This window comes from Donghicola sp. XS_ASV15 (assembly GCF_041224595.1).
Taxonomy (GTDB): domain Bacteria; phylum Pseudomonadota; class Alphaproteobacteria; order Rhodobacterales; family Rhodobacteraceae; genus Donghicola.
Genome location: NZ_JBGFGN010000131.1, coordinates 49,010 through 63,403 on the forward strand (window position 1 = coordinate 49,010; position 14,394 = coordinate 63,403).

A 14,394-nucleotide genomic window follows, 5' to 3' on the forward strand; every position below is an offset into this window, starting at 1 on the left:
GCCCCCTTTCCACCCTTCGTATTCTTCAGAGCATTCGGTTCTTGCGCCAAGCCATCCGCGGCTTTGCCCAACAACCATTTAAGAGACGCCGGATAACTGGCGCTGACCTCAACAGGGATAACTATGGCTGATACCACGACCGATGGCCCGATGTTGGCCGCCGACGGCACCCCGCTAAAACAGAGTCTCGCTAGGGCTCTGCGGCGGCAAAAAATCCGAGCTTTGATGCTGACCGCACCGCTGCTGATTTTTGTTCTGGTGTCCTTCATCATGCCGATTGGCTCGATGCTGATGCGTTCGATCCAGAACACTGCAGGCACCGAATACGTGCCAGACATTCTGCCCAACGTTGTCGCCGAACTCGAAGAGTGGGATCCGACAACCGGGGAATTGCCATCTGAAGCCGCGTTCAAGGCCATGATCATCGACTTTCAGGTGGCGTTCGAGAACAAGCAGCACACCCAGTTGGGACGCCGCTTTAACTACGAAACCCCGGGCATGTCCTCGCTATTCCGTAAATCGGGCCGCAAAGTCTCTCGGATGGACGTAGAAGAGATCACCGATGCCAAGGCTGCGTTGCTCGACGTGGACGAAGACTGGGGTAATCTACAGTATTGGGCCACGATCAAAGCGAACTCGGGCTACTACACGTCCAGCTACTACATGGCGGCCTTTGACGCGGAACGCACCATTGAGGGCGTTCAAATGAAGGACCCTGATCAGCGGATCTACCAAAAGCTGATGCTGCGGACCCTATGGCTGAGCGGTTTGATTACCTTCTGCACTCTGGCGATTGGCTATCCTGTGGCTTGGCTTCTGGCAGACCTACCGCTCCGGACCTCGAACCTCTTGATGATCTTGGTACTGCTGCCCTTCTGGACCTCACTGCTTGTTCGGACCTCTGCTTGGAAAATTCTACTGCAAGAACAAGGCGTGATTAACGACATCTGGATTGCCCTTGGCTTCTCGGACCGCCTGAGTTTGATCAACAACCAGCTCGGCGTGGTAATTGCGATGACCCACATCCTGCTGCCCTTTATGATCCTACCGCTCTACTCGGTGATGAAAACGATCCCGCCCTCGTACCTGCGTGCTGCCAAATCGCTTGGCGCGACCAACACCACCGCCTTCCTGCGGGTCTACTTCCCGCAGACCACTCCGGGCATCGGTGCGGGCGCGCTGCTGGTCTTCATTCTGGCGGTTGGTTACTTTATTACCCCCGAACTCGTCGGCGGTGCTGATGGTACCTTCATCTCGAACCGGATTTACTTCCAATTCTCGACCTTGGGCAACTGGGGTCTGGCCGCGGCACTTGGCACCATTATGCTCGCCGTCGTCCTTCTTCTCTACTACGTCTACGACAAGCTCGTTGGCATCGATAACGTGAAGCTGGGGTAATCATCATGGCAACGACACTTCCTCCCTATGCGACAACGGGTCAGAAGATTTGGTACTACGGCTTCCGCGTCTTCTGCGGTCTGGTCTTCTTTTACCTGATCTTCCCAATCTTGATCGTGATCCCGCTCAGCTTCAACGCGCAGGACTTCTTTACCTTCACGCCGGAAATGCTGCGGCTTGATCCCGAAGGCTACTCGCTGAAACACTACAAGGACTTCCTTGGTGCAAATGGTGACTACAGCTGGCTGCAAGCTTTCAGCAACTCGCTGATCATCGCCCCGCTGGCGACCCTGCTCTCAGTGAGCCTTGGGACACTCGCTGCGATTGGCCTTAGCCAACCGCACGTGCCCTTCAAGCGTCAGATCATGGCTCTGCTGATTTCGCCGATGATTGTTCCGCTGATCATCACCTCGGCTGGTATGTTCTTCTTTTACTCCAGCGTCAGTCTGCAAGGCACTCTGTTCGGTGTTGTTTTGGCCCACGCAGCTCTGGGTATCCCGTTCGTCATCATCACGGTGACAGCGACCCTCAGCAGCTTTGACACCAGCTTGACCCGCGCAGCGGCGAACATGGGCGCCGATCCGGTGACCACGTTCTTCAAAATCCAGATGCCTCTGATCTTGCCCGGCGTCATCTCTGGTGGCCTCTTTGCCTTTATCACCTCGTTCGACGAAGTTGTGGTGGTGCTGCTGGTCGGCTCGGCTGGTCAGAAAACCTTGCCTTGGCAGATGTTCATTGGTCTGCGCGAACAGATCTCGCCCACAATTCTGGCCGTTGCCACAATCCTCGTGGTGATCTCGATTGCACTGCTGACAACCGTAGAACTACTCCGCCGCCGCAGCGAGCGTCTGCGTGGCATGAGCCCAGGCTAAGGTTCGGCGGCATCATCAATCACGCGAAAGGGCGCCCGTTTCGGAGCGCCCTTTTTGCTGCTGATAGGTTTGGTCTTACTTGGTCAGGATCAGCTTGCCCTGACGTGTGATGCGCAACGTGTAGATCTGATCCCCCAATTGGATCAGCGCCTGTGCGCCACCTGCGGTCAGCTCTTCGGCGATGTGCAGGGGCAGTTCGGGGGAATGCGGGCTGGCGGTGCGGAATGTCGAAGTCATGACGGTCATCGGGAAGTTCCTTGCGGTGCGCGCGGCATCAATGGTCGCGGGTTTCAATGCGGTCGAGCAAGCGCTCTGCACAGAGGTCCACAGGCCATGTCAGCTCTGCAAGGATAGCGCGCAATTCGGATGCACGCGTGGTGTTCTCTTGAATGCGGTCAGCCTTGGGCGGATATGTCATGGGATGTGTCCTATTTGACGAAAACGCTGGCTGACCCGATTCAGGTTGGCTGACTTAAACCTGACTATTTTAGTCGTCTTCGTCAATGCCCTTTCTTTGGCAAAAGAAAAGGCCCGCCAATTTGGCGGACCCCTTCGCTAAAATTCTTAACAGATCAAAGCTGATCGACCAGTGCTTCGCCGGCGGATAGTTCACAAACGCCGGGGCTTTCCTCGACACTTAGCACCTTTACGACGCCATCTTCGGCGACCAAGGAAAAGCGCTTTGAACGGCCGATCAGACCGGCGGGCGGCGCAGTGAAATCCATGCCAATCGCTTTGATCCAAGTCCCTTCGGCATCCCCTAGCATCGTCAGTCCAGCCTCCGCAGCTCCTGTGTCTTTGGCCCAGGCATCCATGACGAACGGATCGTTGACCGACACGCAGATCACTTCTTCGATCCCTTTTGCAGCCAGCGCATCTTTGGCGCGGATGAAGCTGGGAACATGCGCCGTGCTGCAGACGCCTGTGTAGGCGCCAGGCAAACCAAAGATCGCAACCTTGCGACCGCTCAACTTGTCGCTCAGCTCCACGGTCTGCGGTCCCTCTGCGCCCAGCACGAGCATAGTGCCTCCGGGCAGCGTCTCCCCAATCGAAATTGTCATTGATTTTCCCTCTGACGAATTGCGTTCGCAGTCAGCCTGCGTTTAATCAGGTCCAATGCAGACCCATTGATACACATAGGAGAGCCAGAGGAAATGTCCCACGTTGCAGTTGTTGGGGCCGGACAGGCCGCCGCGTCACTGATTGCCGAACTCCGCAAACGCGGGTTTGACGGGGACATCACCCTGTTTGGTGCAGAGCCAGCCCTGCCCTACCAGCGCCCCCCGCTGTCCAAAGCCTATCTGCTTGGCGAAATGGATCTGGAGCGTCTCTACCTACGGCCTGACCACTGGTACGAAGACAACCGCATCAGCTTGCGTCTCGGCCAGCACGTGGACGCAATAGACGTGGCCGGCAAAACCCTGACTGTCGGCGATGAGACTGTCGCATGGGACCAGCTGGTGCTGACCACAGGATCTACGCCGCGTCATTTGCCTGCTGCCATTGGCGGTGACCTGGAGAATGTCTTCGTTGTCCGTACACTGTCCGACGTCGATGCGATGGCACCCGAGGCAACTTCGGGCAAAAAGGTTCTGATCGTGGGTGGTGGTTATATCGGTCTAGAGGCCGCTGCGGTTTGTGCCAAACGCGATATGAATGTCACTCTCGTCGAAGCGGCTCCTCGGATTCTGGGCCGCGTCGCCTCGCCCGAGACTGCAGACTATTTCCGCGAGCTTCACAGCTCTAATGGCGTGAACCTGCGCGAAGGCATCGGCTTGGCACGACTGAACGGCGTGGATGGCAAGGTCACCTCAGCAGAGTTGGCAGACGGAACCACACTTGATGTAGATTTGGTGATTGTCGGCGTTGGAATTCACCCAACCACAGGATTGGCCGAATCCGCCGGTATCACGCTGGACAATGGCATCGCCGTAGACGCTCAAGGTCGCACCAGCGCCCCGAACATTTGGGCTGCCGGTGACTGCACCAGCTTCCCTCACGGCGAAGGGCGTATGCGTCTGGAAAGTGTACCCAATGCCATCGACCAAGCAGAATGCGTCGCACGCAACATCCTTGGAGCAGAAGAAGCCTATGTCGCCAAGCCTTGGTTCTGGTCTGATCAGTATGACGTCAAATTGCAAATCGCAGGGCTGAACGCCGGCTACGATCGTATCATCACCCGCGACAGCGGCGATGGCGCAAAATCTTTCTGGTACTACGCAGGCAAGACACTTCTTGCCTTGGACGCCATGAATGATGCCAAAGCATTCATGGTCGCGAAACGCCTGATCGAAGCCGGCCGGAGCCCTGCGCCAGACGCTGTGGCCAATCCTGAGACAAATCTCAAAATGCTGCTCAAATGAGGATCATAGCCGGACAGTGGCGGGGTCTCAAACTGGCTGACGTAGGCGAAGGCGATGCCGCCGCCCACCTTCGCCCGACATCTGATCGTGTGCGCGAGAGCCTGTTTAACATTATCGGCAATCAAGGGGGGCAATCGCCACTTGTTGGTGCCCGCGTTCTGGACCTTTTTGCTGGAACAGGTGCCCTTGGGCTCGAGGCACTTTCGCGCGGAGCACAGCAGATCACGTTTGTCGATGACGGCGTAAAAGCGCAGAAACTGCTCCGCCAGAACATCGACAAATGCCGCGCTAGCGACTCAGTCAAGATGCTTCGCGGGGACGCCTGCAATCTTGGGCCGAACAATGAAGCACCATTCGATATCGTTTTTCTGGATCCACCCTACGGCAAGGGTTTGGGCGACCGCGCCCTCACCTCTGCACTCAAGAACGGGTGGATTGCCGCTGGCGCCTTGATTGTGTGGGAAGAGAACAGCCCTCAACTACCGCCAACAGGGTTCTTTCTGAAAGAGCATCGCAAATTCGGGGACACGCACATCACGTTCGCAGTGCCCGCCTGATCATCGCAACGCCAGAAGGCCAGAAAAAAGGGAAGGCACTAGCCTTCCCTCACATCTTTTTCGACCCTGTGCGGATTTCCCTCAGAAGGTCGGATGGAACTTGTCCGCAGGTGACAGAGTAAAAATCTCGCAGCCTTCCGCGGTCACCCCGATCGAATGTTCAAACTGAGCGCTCAGAGATTTATCACGCGTTACCGCAGTCCAATCGTCGGCCAAAACTTTGGTCTCGGGACGGCCCAAATTCACCATCGGCTCGATGGTAAAGAACATACCCTCTTCCAAAACAGGACCCGTGCCCGCGCGACCATAGTGCAGGACGTTCGGCGGCGCGTGGAAGACAGTGCCAAGACCGTGACCACAGAAGTCGCGGACCACAGACATCCGCTGCGCTTCGACAAAGCTCTGGATTGCGTAGCCGATATCGCCAAAGGTGTTGCCCGGCTTAACCACTTCGATCCCGCGCATGAGCGCCTCGTGGGTGACGTCCAGCAGACGCTCTGCCTTACGGGGCACTTTGCCCGCGACGTACATGCGGCTTGTGTCGCCAAACCAGCCATCGACGATCACGGTCACGTCGATGTTCAGAATGTCGCCTTCCTTCAGCTTCTTGTCACCGGGGATGCCGTGGCAAACCACGTGGTTCACACTGATGCAGCTGGCATGTTTATACCCGCGATATCCGATCGTGGCCGAGGTCGCACCAGACGCATTCACCTTGTCTTCAATGATCCGGTCAATCTCGCCGGTGGTCTGACCGACAAACACATGCTCTGCGATTTCGTCCAGAATTTGCGCAGCCAGACGGCCCGCCGCATGCATTCCGGCAAAGTCGGCGGCCTCGTGTATACGGATCCCGTCTTTGGTCATCCGCCCTTGGTGTCGCTTTTCCAATGGGCTCTCCTTTGTATTCGCTGAGCCATATCTAAGAAAATTTGTGGCCATTTGCCAGAAGCTGCGCATCTTTGGCAATTCACAACGCCTGTGTATTTGGATCCACCGGCAACTCCTGACCGAAAAACACACCGTTCACAGTGATATCTGTACCATAGCAGATGGCTTCTACACCAGCCGCGCGGGCTGCGTCAAAGGCGCGTGCATAGGCCGGATCAAGGTCTGCGGCCAATTTGAACCGCCCACAATCGGTGCGCTGGATCAGGAATAGCATTACAGCGCGGTGCCCTTGGGCGACCATCTCGGTCAGTTCGGCCAGATGCTTTGCGCCGCGCGTCGTGACGCAATCGGGAAACTCCGCCCAATCGCTGTCACGGCGCAGGTGCACATTCTTGACCTCGACATAGGCGTCCGGCAGCCCCTCGCCCGTCAGCAGGAAGTCTACGCGGCTGTTGGTGCCGTATTTCACCTCAGGCCTTATCGTTGTGTAGTGGCTCAGACTGGCGACCTTGCCCGCCCGCAGCCCTTCGCCCACCACACGGTTCGGGATCGACGTGTCGATGCCCGCCATGTGCCCCTCCTCTAGCTCGGCCAGCCGCCAACCATAGTCGAGCTTCTTTTTCGGATCATCATTCGGCTCGAGCCAACAGCGCATTCCGGGGTCTTTGAGCCCCAGCATAGCGCCGGGGTTCGGGCAGTGGGCGCGCACTTCCTGCCCAGTCTCCTCGATAATCATATCGGACAGAAACCGGTTGTAGCGGCGCACCAGCCGTGCGGGGATCAAAGGGGTCGCAAATTCCATGGCTTTGGATTTAGGCGGATCAGCCAGTTTTGGCAAATCGATCCAGTTCCTATGGAAAAGGCTCCATCGCTGCCCTAGCATCTGCGCGTAACTTTGAGACGGAGCCATCCATGCCCAATCCCACCGCCGCCATGCTCGTGATCGGAGACGAAATTCTGTCCGGTCGCACTCGCGATTCCAACATGAATTTTCTGGCCGGCGAATTGACCAAGATCGGGATCGACCTGAAGGAAGCGCGCGTGGTCAGCGACGACCGCGACGCCATTATTGCGGCCGTACAGGCGCTATCGACAGCCTATGACCATGTGTTCACCTCGGGCGGGATTGGGCCGACCCACGATGATATCACCGCAGAGTGCATTGCCGCCGCGTTCAACACGCACATTGGCGTGCGCGATGATGCCCGTGCGCTGCTACAGGCCCACTACGACGCGCGCGGCCAAGAACTGAACGAAGCGCGCTTGCGCATGGCCCGCATTCCAGATGGTGCCAAGCTGATCGACAATCCGGTCAGCACCGCGCCTGGCTTCACCCTGCAGAATGTGAATGTCATGGCGGGTGTCCCCAGCGTTTTTCAGGCTATGGTGGCCAGCGTCCTGCCCCATCTGGTCGGCGGCGCACCCCTGCTGTCACAAACCCTGTGCCTGATGCGCGGTGAGGGTGATGTGGCAACGCCTCTGTCTAGCTTGGCTGCGGATTTCCCTGATCTTTCGATTGGCTCCTACCCGTTCCAGCGCGATGGCGTGTACGGCACCAATATCGTAGTGCGGGGCACAGATGGTGCGATGATCGACGCTGCAATGACCCGCCTCGCGGCAGAGGTCGGCGCCTGATGGATTTGCGCTACTTCGACGTTGTGGACGCGACGTGGCCGCCTCATGCCATCACGCGGACCGGCCCTTGGCTGATCCGCGAGGGGCGCGGCGGTGGCAAACGGGTGAGCGCGGCATCTGCGGCGGGCACACCCAAGGCAAACGACATTCCGCAAGCAATCGAAGCTATGCGCGCCTTGGGGCAGCAAGACCTGTTCATGATGCGCCCTGTGGACGACGAACTGGACCAAACACTCGAAACCCAAGGGTTTAAGGTGATTGACCCCGTCCATATCTACACCTGCGATCCCACTGAGGTCGGCACAGGTGACATACCGACAGTCACATGCTTTGAAACCGAAACGCCTCTCGCCATAATGCAGGAAATCTGGGCCGAAGAGGGCATTGGCCCGGATCGGCTCGCTGTGATGGCACGCGCCAAGGGCCCGAAAACTTACTTGCTCGGTCGGATAAACGACCGCGCAGCCGGAACCGCATTTGTTGCCATGCACGACGGCGTAGCGATGATCCATGCGATCGAAGTGCTACAGGCTTACCGCGGCAACGGGCTTGGCCGCTATTTGATGCGGGCAGCCGCGCGGTGGGCAGTGCGCCAAGGGGCATCGGAACTTGCGCTGCTGGTCACGCGCAAGAATGCGCCCGCGAATGCGCTATACGCTTCCTTGGGCATGTCGGTTGTGGGAAGCTACCACTACCGCATCAAGGAAAACGCAGAATGACCGACCAGCCGACCGCTCTGAACCTGCCTCCGGTGGATCCCCTACCCGAGGACACGCAGAAGTACTTTGACATCTGCATAGAGAAACTTGGCATGGTTCCGAACGTCCTGCGCGCCTATGCGTTCGACATCGACAAGCTGAACGCCTTTACCGCGATGTATAACGACCTGATGCTGGCGGAGAGTGGCCTGACCAAGCTGGAGCGCGAGATGATCGCGGTCGCAGTGTCGGCCCAGAACAAATGCTTCTACTGCCTTGTCGCGCACGGGGCCGCTGTGCGCCAATTGTCCGGCGATCCGGCGTTGGGCGAGGCACTGGTTATGAACTACCGCGTGGCCCCAATCACAGCCCGCCAGCGCGCAATGCTCGACTTTGCGGTCCAGATGACCATCGCGAGCAGCACCATCGAAGAGCCGGAACGGCAGACCCTGCGCGATCACGGTTTTACGGATCGAGACATCTGGGACATCGCCTCGGTTGCGTCGTTCTACAATATGACCAACCGCATGGCCTCTGCTGTGGATATGCGCCCCAACAGTGAATACCACGCCCTCGCCCGATGAAATTTCTATGTGTTTTATTGAGTTTTGCGGCTTGTGCCACGACCCAAGCGAGCGCGCTTGATTTAGCTGTGCCAGCCGGAGCAGATCTGGTTTATTCTGTGCCCGCGCAAGCCGACACCTATGACATGCCAGTTGGCCCATACGCCCGAGGCACGATCCCGGCAAAAAGTGTGGAGGGTCAGGTTTCGCTCCAGGTCTGGCAGGTGAGCAATCGCGATTTGACGACGCGCTCTTTGCTCGACATGCTCAAGGCGCAGATCGCGCTTCAGGGCTTCGAGACGGTCTTTTCCTGCGCCACGCTTGAATGCGGCGGCTTCGACTTTCGTTTCAATACTTGGGTGGCCCCCGGTCCAGAGATGTATGTCAACCTGCGCGATTTCCGCTTTGTCTCGACCCAAAATAATGATGGCGAAGCACTGAGCCTGCTGGTCAGCCGCCAAGACGATCATGGCTTTGTTCAGTTGATCCACGTGGCTTCTGAAGACGCGCCAAACACAGGCGCAAACGCAGTCGCCGCGCCAACGGTTGCGGTCAGCTACGCGCAGCCCTTGCTCAAGAAGCTGGTTGGAACCGGCCACGCCACCCTGAGCGATGTGACCTTCGAAAGCGGAAAATCGCAACTGGCCAGCACAGATCATGAAAGCCTGAAGACTTTGGCCGATTACCTGCGTGAAAACCCCACGCGCAGAATTCTGTTGGTCGGTCATACGGATGCGACGGGTAGCCTTGATGGCAACATCGCCGTATCGCGAAGCCGCGCGCAGTCAGTTCGGACTGCGTTGGTTCAGGATTACGGCGTTACGGCGGCTCAGGTGGACGCACAGGGCGCTGGCTACCTGTCTCCTGTCGCGAGTAACGACACCGAAGAGGGCCGCACAGCCAATCGCCGCGTAGAAGCTATCCTGCTCCCCGAATAAATTACCAGCTATCGGGGCCCTTCTCGGAAAACGCATCGACGAGGAAATCAATGAAAGCGCGCACCTTGGGCTGAGGGAACCGTCCTGGCGGGTAAACCGCATAGATGCCTTGGGTGTCCACTGGCAAATCAGGGATCACATCGACGATCTCGCCCCGCTTCATCGCCTCGCCATACAGGAACGAGGGCAAGTACGCGATCCCAAGGCCAGAAATCGCGGCGTTCAGCAGGGATTGTCCATCGTTGACACTCAACCAGCCTGCCGTGCGGATCTGACGCTTTTCACCGGACGGCGCGGTCACTTTCCATACACTACCGTTGGACTGGTTCGAGTAGTGCAGCAGCTTGTGCTCGTTCAGGTCGTCAAGCCGGTTCGGACGACCGAACTGCTCTAGGTATTCGGGCGATGCAATCATCCGCATCTTGGTTTCGGTCAGTTTTCGAGCCCGCAGCGAGCTGTCTTCCAGCTCACCAATACGCACTGCCAGATCAAATCCTTCGGAGATAAGTTCGACGTAGCGGTTGTTCAAAACCATGTTCACGCTGATGTCGGGGTAGGTCGCCAAGAAATCCCCGAGCACCGGACTCAAATGGTTGACGCCAAAGTCAGTTGCCACCGAAATTCGCAATTGCCCCGAGGGTGCGGCTTGCATGGATGTGACCAGAGCATCGGCCTCTCCGGCGTCTGTCAGGACACGGCGGGCGCGGTCGTAATACGCCAGTCCAATCTCTGTCGGACTAACTCTTCTGGTTGTCCTGTTCAACAATCTCGCACCCAATCTCGCCTCGAGTGAGGAGACATGTTTCGAGACCGCCGACTTTGAAATCCCCATTTTCTTTGCCGCATCCGTAAACCCCCCTTGATCTACGACTGTTGCGAAAGCTTCCATTTCAGTGAGCCGATCCATGCCCATTCCTCGATACACTTTGACCTGCCCTTTTCCTGCCCAGAGATTGGGGCAGCACTGTGTCCAAGGGCGGACAATTGCGGGGAATGATAGGGATCGTTCCTCAAACCGAAACAACAATTATGTAGGATTACCCCCTCCAAACGGGTCTATCTTTTGCATCTTTAACGCTCGGTCAAATTTTGGCCGCGACTCGGGTGCCTTGGTCAATCGCGCGCTTCGCATCGAGTTCGGCGGCCACATCCGCGCCACCAATCACGTGAACATTAACCCCTGCTAAACTGAGGTCATCAGCCAACTCGCGGCGTGGTTCCTGCCCTGTACACAAGACTATGGTGTCCGCCTCGATCACTTTCGGATCCTTGCGGTCTTCGCCCACGGAGATGTGCAGCCCGCCTGCATCGATGCGCTCGTAGTTGACACCGCCCACCATCCGGACTTGCTTCATTGTCAAAGACATTCGGTGAATCCAGCCCGTGGTTTTACCCAAACGCTTCCCCGGCTTCTCCGCTTTGCGTTGCAACAGGGTGACCTGACGGGTTGGCAAAGAGGGCTGCGCTCCTTGCTCGGCAATGCCACCACGGGACAGCGCAGGATCAACAACGCCCCACTCGGCGCGCCATTCCTCTGGATGTTCGGTGGGGCTTTGATCCATGACGAGGAATTCCGCCACATCAAAGCCAATCCCCCCCGCGCCCACGACTGCCACGCGCTGTCCGACGGGTGCGCGGCCTGCCAATACGTCGACATAGGACAGAACGTTCGGCCCATCCTGCCCGGGAATCTGCGGATCACGCGGCGAGACCCCTGTCGCAATGATCACCTCGTCGAACCCAGAGAGCGCACCTGCCTCGACGTAATGCCCGAGCTTTAGGTCAATGCCAGACCGCGCCACGCAGCCCTCGAACCACTCCACAAGGCCATGGAACTCTTCTTTTCCCGGAATTTGCCGCGCCAGGTTCAGCTGACCACCCACGCGATCTGCAGCGTCAAACAGGGTCACGTCGTGCCCCCGCTGATCAGCCGTCAACGCAGCAGACAACCCCGCAGGTCCTGCGCCGACAACAGCGACGGCTTTGGGCGTTTTCGTTGGCTCAATGGTCAGCTCAGTCTCGTAGCACGCGCGGGGGTTCACCAAACAGCTACTGATCTTGCCGCTGAAGGTATGATCCAAGCACGCCTGATTGCATGCAATACAAGGCGCGATTTCAGCAGCACGCCCACTCGCGGCCTTTGCGACGAATTGGCTGTCGGCAAGAAAAGGTCGCGCCATACTCACCATATCGGCGCATCCGCCGGCCAGAACATCCTCGGCAACGCCGGGGGTATTGATGCGATTGCTGGTGATCACTGGAATGCCGACTTTACCCATCAGCTTCTTCGTGACCCAAGCAAAACCGGCGCGGGGCACGCTGGTTGCGATGGTGGGGATGCGGGCTTCGTGCCAGCCAATACCTGTATTCAGAATGGTTGCGCCCGCCGCCTCGATCGCCTGCGCGAGTTGGACCAGCTCTTCGTGGGTGGAGCCTTCGGGGATCAGATCGATCATCGACAACCGGAAGATCACGATAAAATCTGGCCCCACAGCCGCACGCACACGCTTCATAACTTCGACAGGAAATCGCATCCGGTTTTCGTAAGTGCCGCCCCAGCGGTCGGTCCGCTTGTTGGTGTGCGCCACCAGAAACTGGTTCAACAAATACCCTTCAGAGCCCATGACCTCGACACCGTCATACCCCGCCGCCTTCGCGCGGGCAGCCGCCGTGGCCATGTCGTTAATCTGCTTCTCGATCCCCACCTCATCCAGTTCATGCGGCACGAACGGGGAAATCGGAGAACGGATTGCCGATGGCGCGACGCAATCTTTGCCATAGGCATAGCGGCCCGCATGCAAGATCTGCATTGCGATCTTACCACCAGCCGCATGGACGCGGTCGGTGACACTGCGGTGATTAGCGATATCCTCGTCCGAGAAGAGCCCCGCCGCACCGGGAAAAACGCCGCCCTCGCGGTTGGGGGCCATGCCACCGGTGACAATCAGGCCAACGCCCCCTTTGGCACGCTCTTCGTAGAACGTCGCCACGCGGTTCCAATCACGGGTTTCCTCGAGACCGGTGTGCATCGAGCCCATAAGAACGCGGTTTTTGAGCGCCGTGAACCCTAGGTCGAGTGGTGCCAGCAGGTGTGGATAATCTGTCATCGGTGCCTCCCTAATGGGCCGATGACACAGTATTCGCGCGGCGAAGTCATCTGCTACGCCGCGTCAAAATAATTCGGCCTTACCCGCGGTCAGTCCCTGTTTCGACGCAATGACGCCGGAAGGCCCGCTTGAGCAGATCCAACTCAGCCCGCAGCAAATCAACTTCGACACGGATATCATGCGACAACGCCTGTCCTGCGACCAGATTAAAGGCCCCGACCTGCTCATGCGTCTCCGCGTCGGCAATCAGATAGGTCTGCACGCCTTCAGAGATCGTTTCCGGCGGGATCGGCACGCGCAATTGCCAGCCACTCTCCATATCATCCAACGTGACGCCATCCAGTGGCTCGCCCAAGTGGGTGACAGAGATGGCAGGCTTCTCGCCATTCCGGCCGCCATCCCGCACGAGGACACCTTCCCATACACCCTCGATGATGCGGATTTTCGTCACGGACAAATCGGTCATCAGGACATCCCTCTCTTAAATCTCGGCCCGTGGAAGGCGGCAGAATGTCAGGTCGCGGATCGTGACCTGATTCATTTGAGCGCCTTCGAAAATCAGGTCGACCCACGCGCTTTCAAGCCGGTTCTCAGCAATTTCGCTATAGCCAAGATCGAACTCGACCATCATTTCTCCGCCCTGCTGCATCGGAACTTCGCGCACGATCTGCTCTGTGTTCGGACCATGTTTGATGTTCAGACGTGCAAAAATCTCGAGCGGTTTCTCGGCGACGATCTGCGTGTCCAGTCGGATCAAGTGCTTGCGACGCAGCCCGTTCAACGCCTCGGGGGGCAGATCTACGGCGATAGACAGAAAACTGCCATCGAACCGGAAAACGTCCATGCGCAGCGCATAGGCAGCAAGATCGGCTTCGCGCGTGTTTCTGATTTGCCGCAGGGTCAATTCCGATGACGAGCAGTCATGAAAAATCGTGGAGCCTTCGGCGAAAGCCGTGTTGCTGGCGACAGACGCCATGCCCTTGTGCGGCACAGGTTCGCGCCACAAAGGCGGTCGCCACCCCCAATCGGAGTCTCTGGGACGACGGAAAATGTCCGACCCAATCGCAGGCAAAGCAAGCCTGCTATCTGCGACGGCGATCACTCGATCGAGATGGTGACGCAACAACTTCGCACGATTGTTTTGCACACGAAGGCGGCTCAGATCGGCGCCTTCGGCCCCCTCGGCCAGAGCGGCCCAGCGCTGCAGGATGCGCCGAAAGACGATCGTATTGATCAGTCGTCTGGTCTTGCCCATTCCTAGCAATCCCTTTCTTGGGTCTTTTCTGCACCTTATCAAGAAAACTGACAGATAAACCTAGAGAAGAATAGCTACGAACCCCAGATTTTTATTCGCAATCGTGAACAATCTTGC

Annotated in this window: 16 protein-coding genes and 1 pseudogene; 8 read left to right on the forward strand and 9 right to left on the reverse strand. The window is 57.9% G+C overall.

Translation table 11 applies throughout. From position 1 onward, the window contains the following. Positions 1-123: 123 nt before the first annotated feature. The gene (locus AB9K37_RS09825; protein WP_369837841.1) at positions 124-1,398 is read left to right on the forward strand and encodes an ABC transporter permease; all 1,275 of its coding nucleotides are present in this window, start codon (positions 124-126) and stop codon (positions 1,396-1,398) included. A 17-nt stretch (positions 1,399-1,415) separates the two neighbouring features. Next, positions 1,416-2,270 (forward strand): annotated as a pseudogene (locus tag AB9K37_RS09830) (ABC transporter permease); the annotation flags it as partial. 75 nt (positions 2,271-2,345) lie between these two features. On the opposite strand, the gene hemP reads toward AB9K37_RS09830, so the two are convergent. From hemP to AB9K37_RS09845, 3 genes are all read right to left on the reverse strand, one after another. After that, on the reverse strand, positions 2,346-2,507 hold the full coding sequence (gene hemP, locus AB9K37_RS09835; protein ID WP_072708415.1) for a hemin uptake protein HemP: 162 nt from the start codon (positions 2,505-2,507) through the stop codon (positions 2,346-2,348). A gap of 37 nt (positions 2,508-2,544) precedes the next feature. Then, on the reverse strand, positions 2,545-2,688 hold the full coding sequence (locus tag AB9K37_RS09840) for a hypothetical protein (RefSeq protein WP_369837844.1): 144 nt from the start codon (positions 2,686-2,688) through the stop codon (positions 2,545-2,547). Positions 2,689-2,842: 154 nt separating this feature from the next. Continuing rightward, entirely contained in the window at positions 2,843-3,331 is a 489-nt protein-coding gene (locus tag AB9K37_RS09845; RefSeq protein ID WP_369837846.1) for a peroxiredoxin, read from the reverse strand. A gap of 93 nt (positions 3,332-3,424) precedes the next feature. Here AB9K37_RS09845 and AB9K37_RS09850 point away from each other — a divergent pair, with 93 nt between their 5' ends. Further along, positions 3,425-4,633 carry an NAD(P)/FAD-dependent oxidoreductase gene (locus AB9K37_RS09850; RefSeq protein WP_369837849.1) on the forward strand — a complete coding sequence of 403 codons (1,209 nt, stop codon included), beginning with the start codon at positions 3,425-3,427 and terminating at the stop codon, positions 4,631-4,633. Beyond that, a complete protein-coding gene (gene rsmD, locus AB9K37_RS09855) occupies positions 4,630-5,190 on the forward strand; it encodes a 16S rRNA (guanine(966)-N(2))-methyltransferase RsmD (protein ID WP_369837851.1) in 561 nt (186 codons plus the stop codon). The genes AB9K37_RS09850 and rsmD overlap by 4 nt, the downstream gene beginning before the upstream one ends. An 81-nt stretch (positions 5,191-5,271) precedes the next feature. Here rsmD and map read toward each other — a convergent pair whose 3' ends face one another. Together map and sfsA are read right to left on the reverse strand one after the other, a co-directional pair. After that, on the reverse strand, positions 5,272-6,057 hold the full coding sequence (gene map, locus AB9K37_RS09860) for a type I methionyl aminopeptidase (protein WP_369838002.1): 786 nt from the start codon (positions 6,055-6,057) through the stop codon (positions 5,272-5,274). Between the two features lie 103 nt (positions 6,058-6,160). Beyond that, on the reverse strand, positions 6,161-6,883 hold the full coding sequence (sfsA, locus tag AB9K37_RS09865; protein WP_369838005.1) for a DNA/RNA nuclease SfsA: 723 nt from the start codon (positions 6,881-6,883) through the stop codon (positions 6,161-6,163). A 110-nt stretch (positions 6,884-6,993) separates the two neighbouring features. Here sfsA and AB9K37_RS09870 point away from each other — a divergent pair, with 110 nt between their 5' ends. The 4 genes from AB9K37_RS09870 to AB9K37_RS09885 all read left to right on the forward strand — a co-directional run bounded on the left by AB9K37_RS09870 (position 6,994) and on the right by AB9K37_RS09885 (position 9,915). Further along, on the forward strand, positions 6,994-7,716 hold the full coding sequence (locus tag AB9K37_RS09870; protein WP_369837852.1) for a competence/damage-inducible protein A: 723 nt from the start codon (positions 6,994-6,996) through the stop codon (positions 7,714-7,716). After that, on the forward strand, positions 7,716-8,435 hold the full coding sequence (locus AB9K37_RS09875) for a GNAT family N-acetyltransferase (RefSeq protein WP_369837853.1): 720 nt from the start codon (positions 7,716-7,718) through the stop codon (positions 8,433-8,435). The genes AB9K37_RS09870 and AB9K37_RS09875 overlap by 1 nt, the downstream gene beginning before the upstream one ends. Continuing rightward, a complete protein-coding gene (locus AB9K37_RS09880) occupies positions 8,432-8,998 on the forward strand; it encodes a peroxidase-related enzyme (protein ID WP_369837855.1) in 567 nt (188 codons plus the stop codon). Before AB9K37_RS09875 ends, AB9K37_RS09880 begins: the two co-directional genes overlap by 4 nt. A gap of 203 nt (positions 8,999-9,201) precedes the next feature. Further along, complete coding sequence (locus tag AB9K37_RS09885; protein ID WP_369837857.1) at positions 9,202-9,915, forward strand: OmpA family protein; 714 nt, start codon at positions 9,202-9,204, stop codon at positions 9,913-9,915. 1 nt (position 9,916) lies between these two features. On the opposite strand, the gene AB9K37_RS09890 is transcribed toward AB9K37_RS09885, so the two are convergent. The 4 genes from AB9K37_RS09890 to AB9K37_RS09905 form a co-directional block, all read right to left on the reverse strand. Further along, entirely contained in the window at positions 9,917-10,822 is a 906-nt protein-coding gene (locus AB9K37_RS09890; RefSeq protein ID WP_369837858.1) for a LysR family transcriptional regulator, read from the reverse strand. Between the two features lie 175 nt (positions 10,823-10,997). After that, complete coding sequence (locus AB9K37_RS09895; RefSeq protein ID WP_369837861.1) at positions 10,998-13,022, reverse strand: FAD-dependent oxidoreductase; 2,025 nt, start codon at positions 13,020-13,022, stop codon at positions 10,998-11,000. 79 nt (positions 13,023-13,101) lie between these two features. Then, positions 13,102-13,488 (reverse strand): hypothetical protein, encoded by a 387-nt coding sequence (locus tag AB9K37_RS09900; RefSeq protein WP_369837864.1) that lies wholly within the window; start codon positions 13,486-13,488, stop codon positions 13,102-13,104. A gap of 15 nt (positions 13,489-13,503) precedes the next feature. Further along, positions 13,504-14,277: a DUF6478 family protein gene (locus AB9K37_RS09905; RefSeq protein ID WP_369837867.1), complete on the reverse strand. Its 774-nt coding sequence runs from the start codon at positions 14,275-14,277 to the stop codon at positions 13,504-13,506. Positions 14,278-14,394: the final 117 nt, after the last annotated feature.

What these genes read in the sequence shown, in the direction of transcription:
- AB9K37_RS09825 (WP_369837841.1), top strand. Translation starts at nt 124, where the DNA reads ATGGCTGATACCACGACCGATGGCCCGATGTTGGCCGCCGACGGCACC.
- hemP (WP_072708415.1), bottom strand. Translation starts at nt 2,507, where the DNA reads ATGACTTCGACATTCCGCACCGCCAGCCCGCATTCCCCCGAACTGCCC.
- AB9K37_RS09840 (WP_369837844.1), bottom strand. Translation starts at nt 2,688, where the DNA reads ATGACATATCCGCCCAAGGCTGACCGCATTCAAGAGAACACCACGCGT.
- AB9K37_RS09845 (WP_369837846.1), bottom strand. Translation starts at nt 3,331, where the DNA reads ATGACAATTTCGATTGGGGAGACGCTGCCCGGAGGCACTATGCTCGTG.
- AB9K37_RS09850 (WP_369837849.1), top strand. Translation starts at nt 3,425, where the DNA reads ATGTCCCACGTTGCAGTTGTTGGGGCCGGACAGGCCGCCGCGTCACTG.
- rsmD (WP_369837851.1), top strand. Translation starts at nt 4,630, where the DNA reads ATGAGGATCATAGCCGGACAGTGGCGGGGTCTCAAACTGGCTGACGTA.
- map (WP_369838002.1), bottom strand. Translation starts at nt 6,057, where the DNA reads ATGACCAAAGACGGGATCCGTATACACGAGGCCGCCGACTTTGCCGGA.
- sfsA (WP_369838005.1), bottom strand. Translation starts at nt 6,883, where the DNA reads ATGGAATTTGCGACCCCTTTGATCCCCGCACGGCTGGTGCGCCGCTAC.
- AB9K37_RS09870 (WP_369837852.1), top strand. Translation starts at nt 6,994, where the DNA reads ATGCCCAATCCCACCGCCGCCATGCTCGTGATCGGAGACGAAATTCTG.
- AB9K37_RS09875 (WP_369837853.1), top strand. Translation starts at nt 7,716, where the DNA reads ATGGATTTGCGCTACTTCGACGTTGTGGACGCGACGTGGCCGCCTCAT.
- AB9K37_RS09880 (WP_369837855.1), top strand. Translation starts at nt 8,432, where the DNA reads ATGACCGACCAGCCGACCGCTCTGAACCTGCCTCCGGTGGATCCCCTA.
- AB9K37_RS09890 (WP_369837858.1), bottom strand. Translation starts at nt 10,822, where the DNA reads ATGGATCGGCTCACTGAAATGGAAGCTTTCGCAACAGTCGTAGATCAA.
- AB9K37_RS09895 (WP_369837861.1), bottom strand. Translation starts at nt 13,022, where the DNA reads ATGACAGATTATCCACACCTGCTGGCACCACTCGACCTAGGGTTCACG.
- AB9K37_RS09900 (WP_369837864.1), bottom strand. Translation starts at nt 13,488, where the DNA reads ATGACCGATTTGTCCGTGACGAAAATCCGCATCATCGAGGGTGTATGG.
- AB9K37_RS09905 (WP_369837867.1), bottom strand. Translation starts at nt 14,277, where the DNA reads ATGGGCAAGACCAGACGACTGATCAATACGATCGTCTTTCGGCGCATC.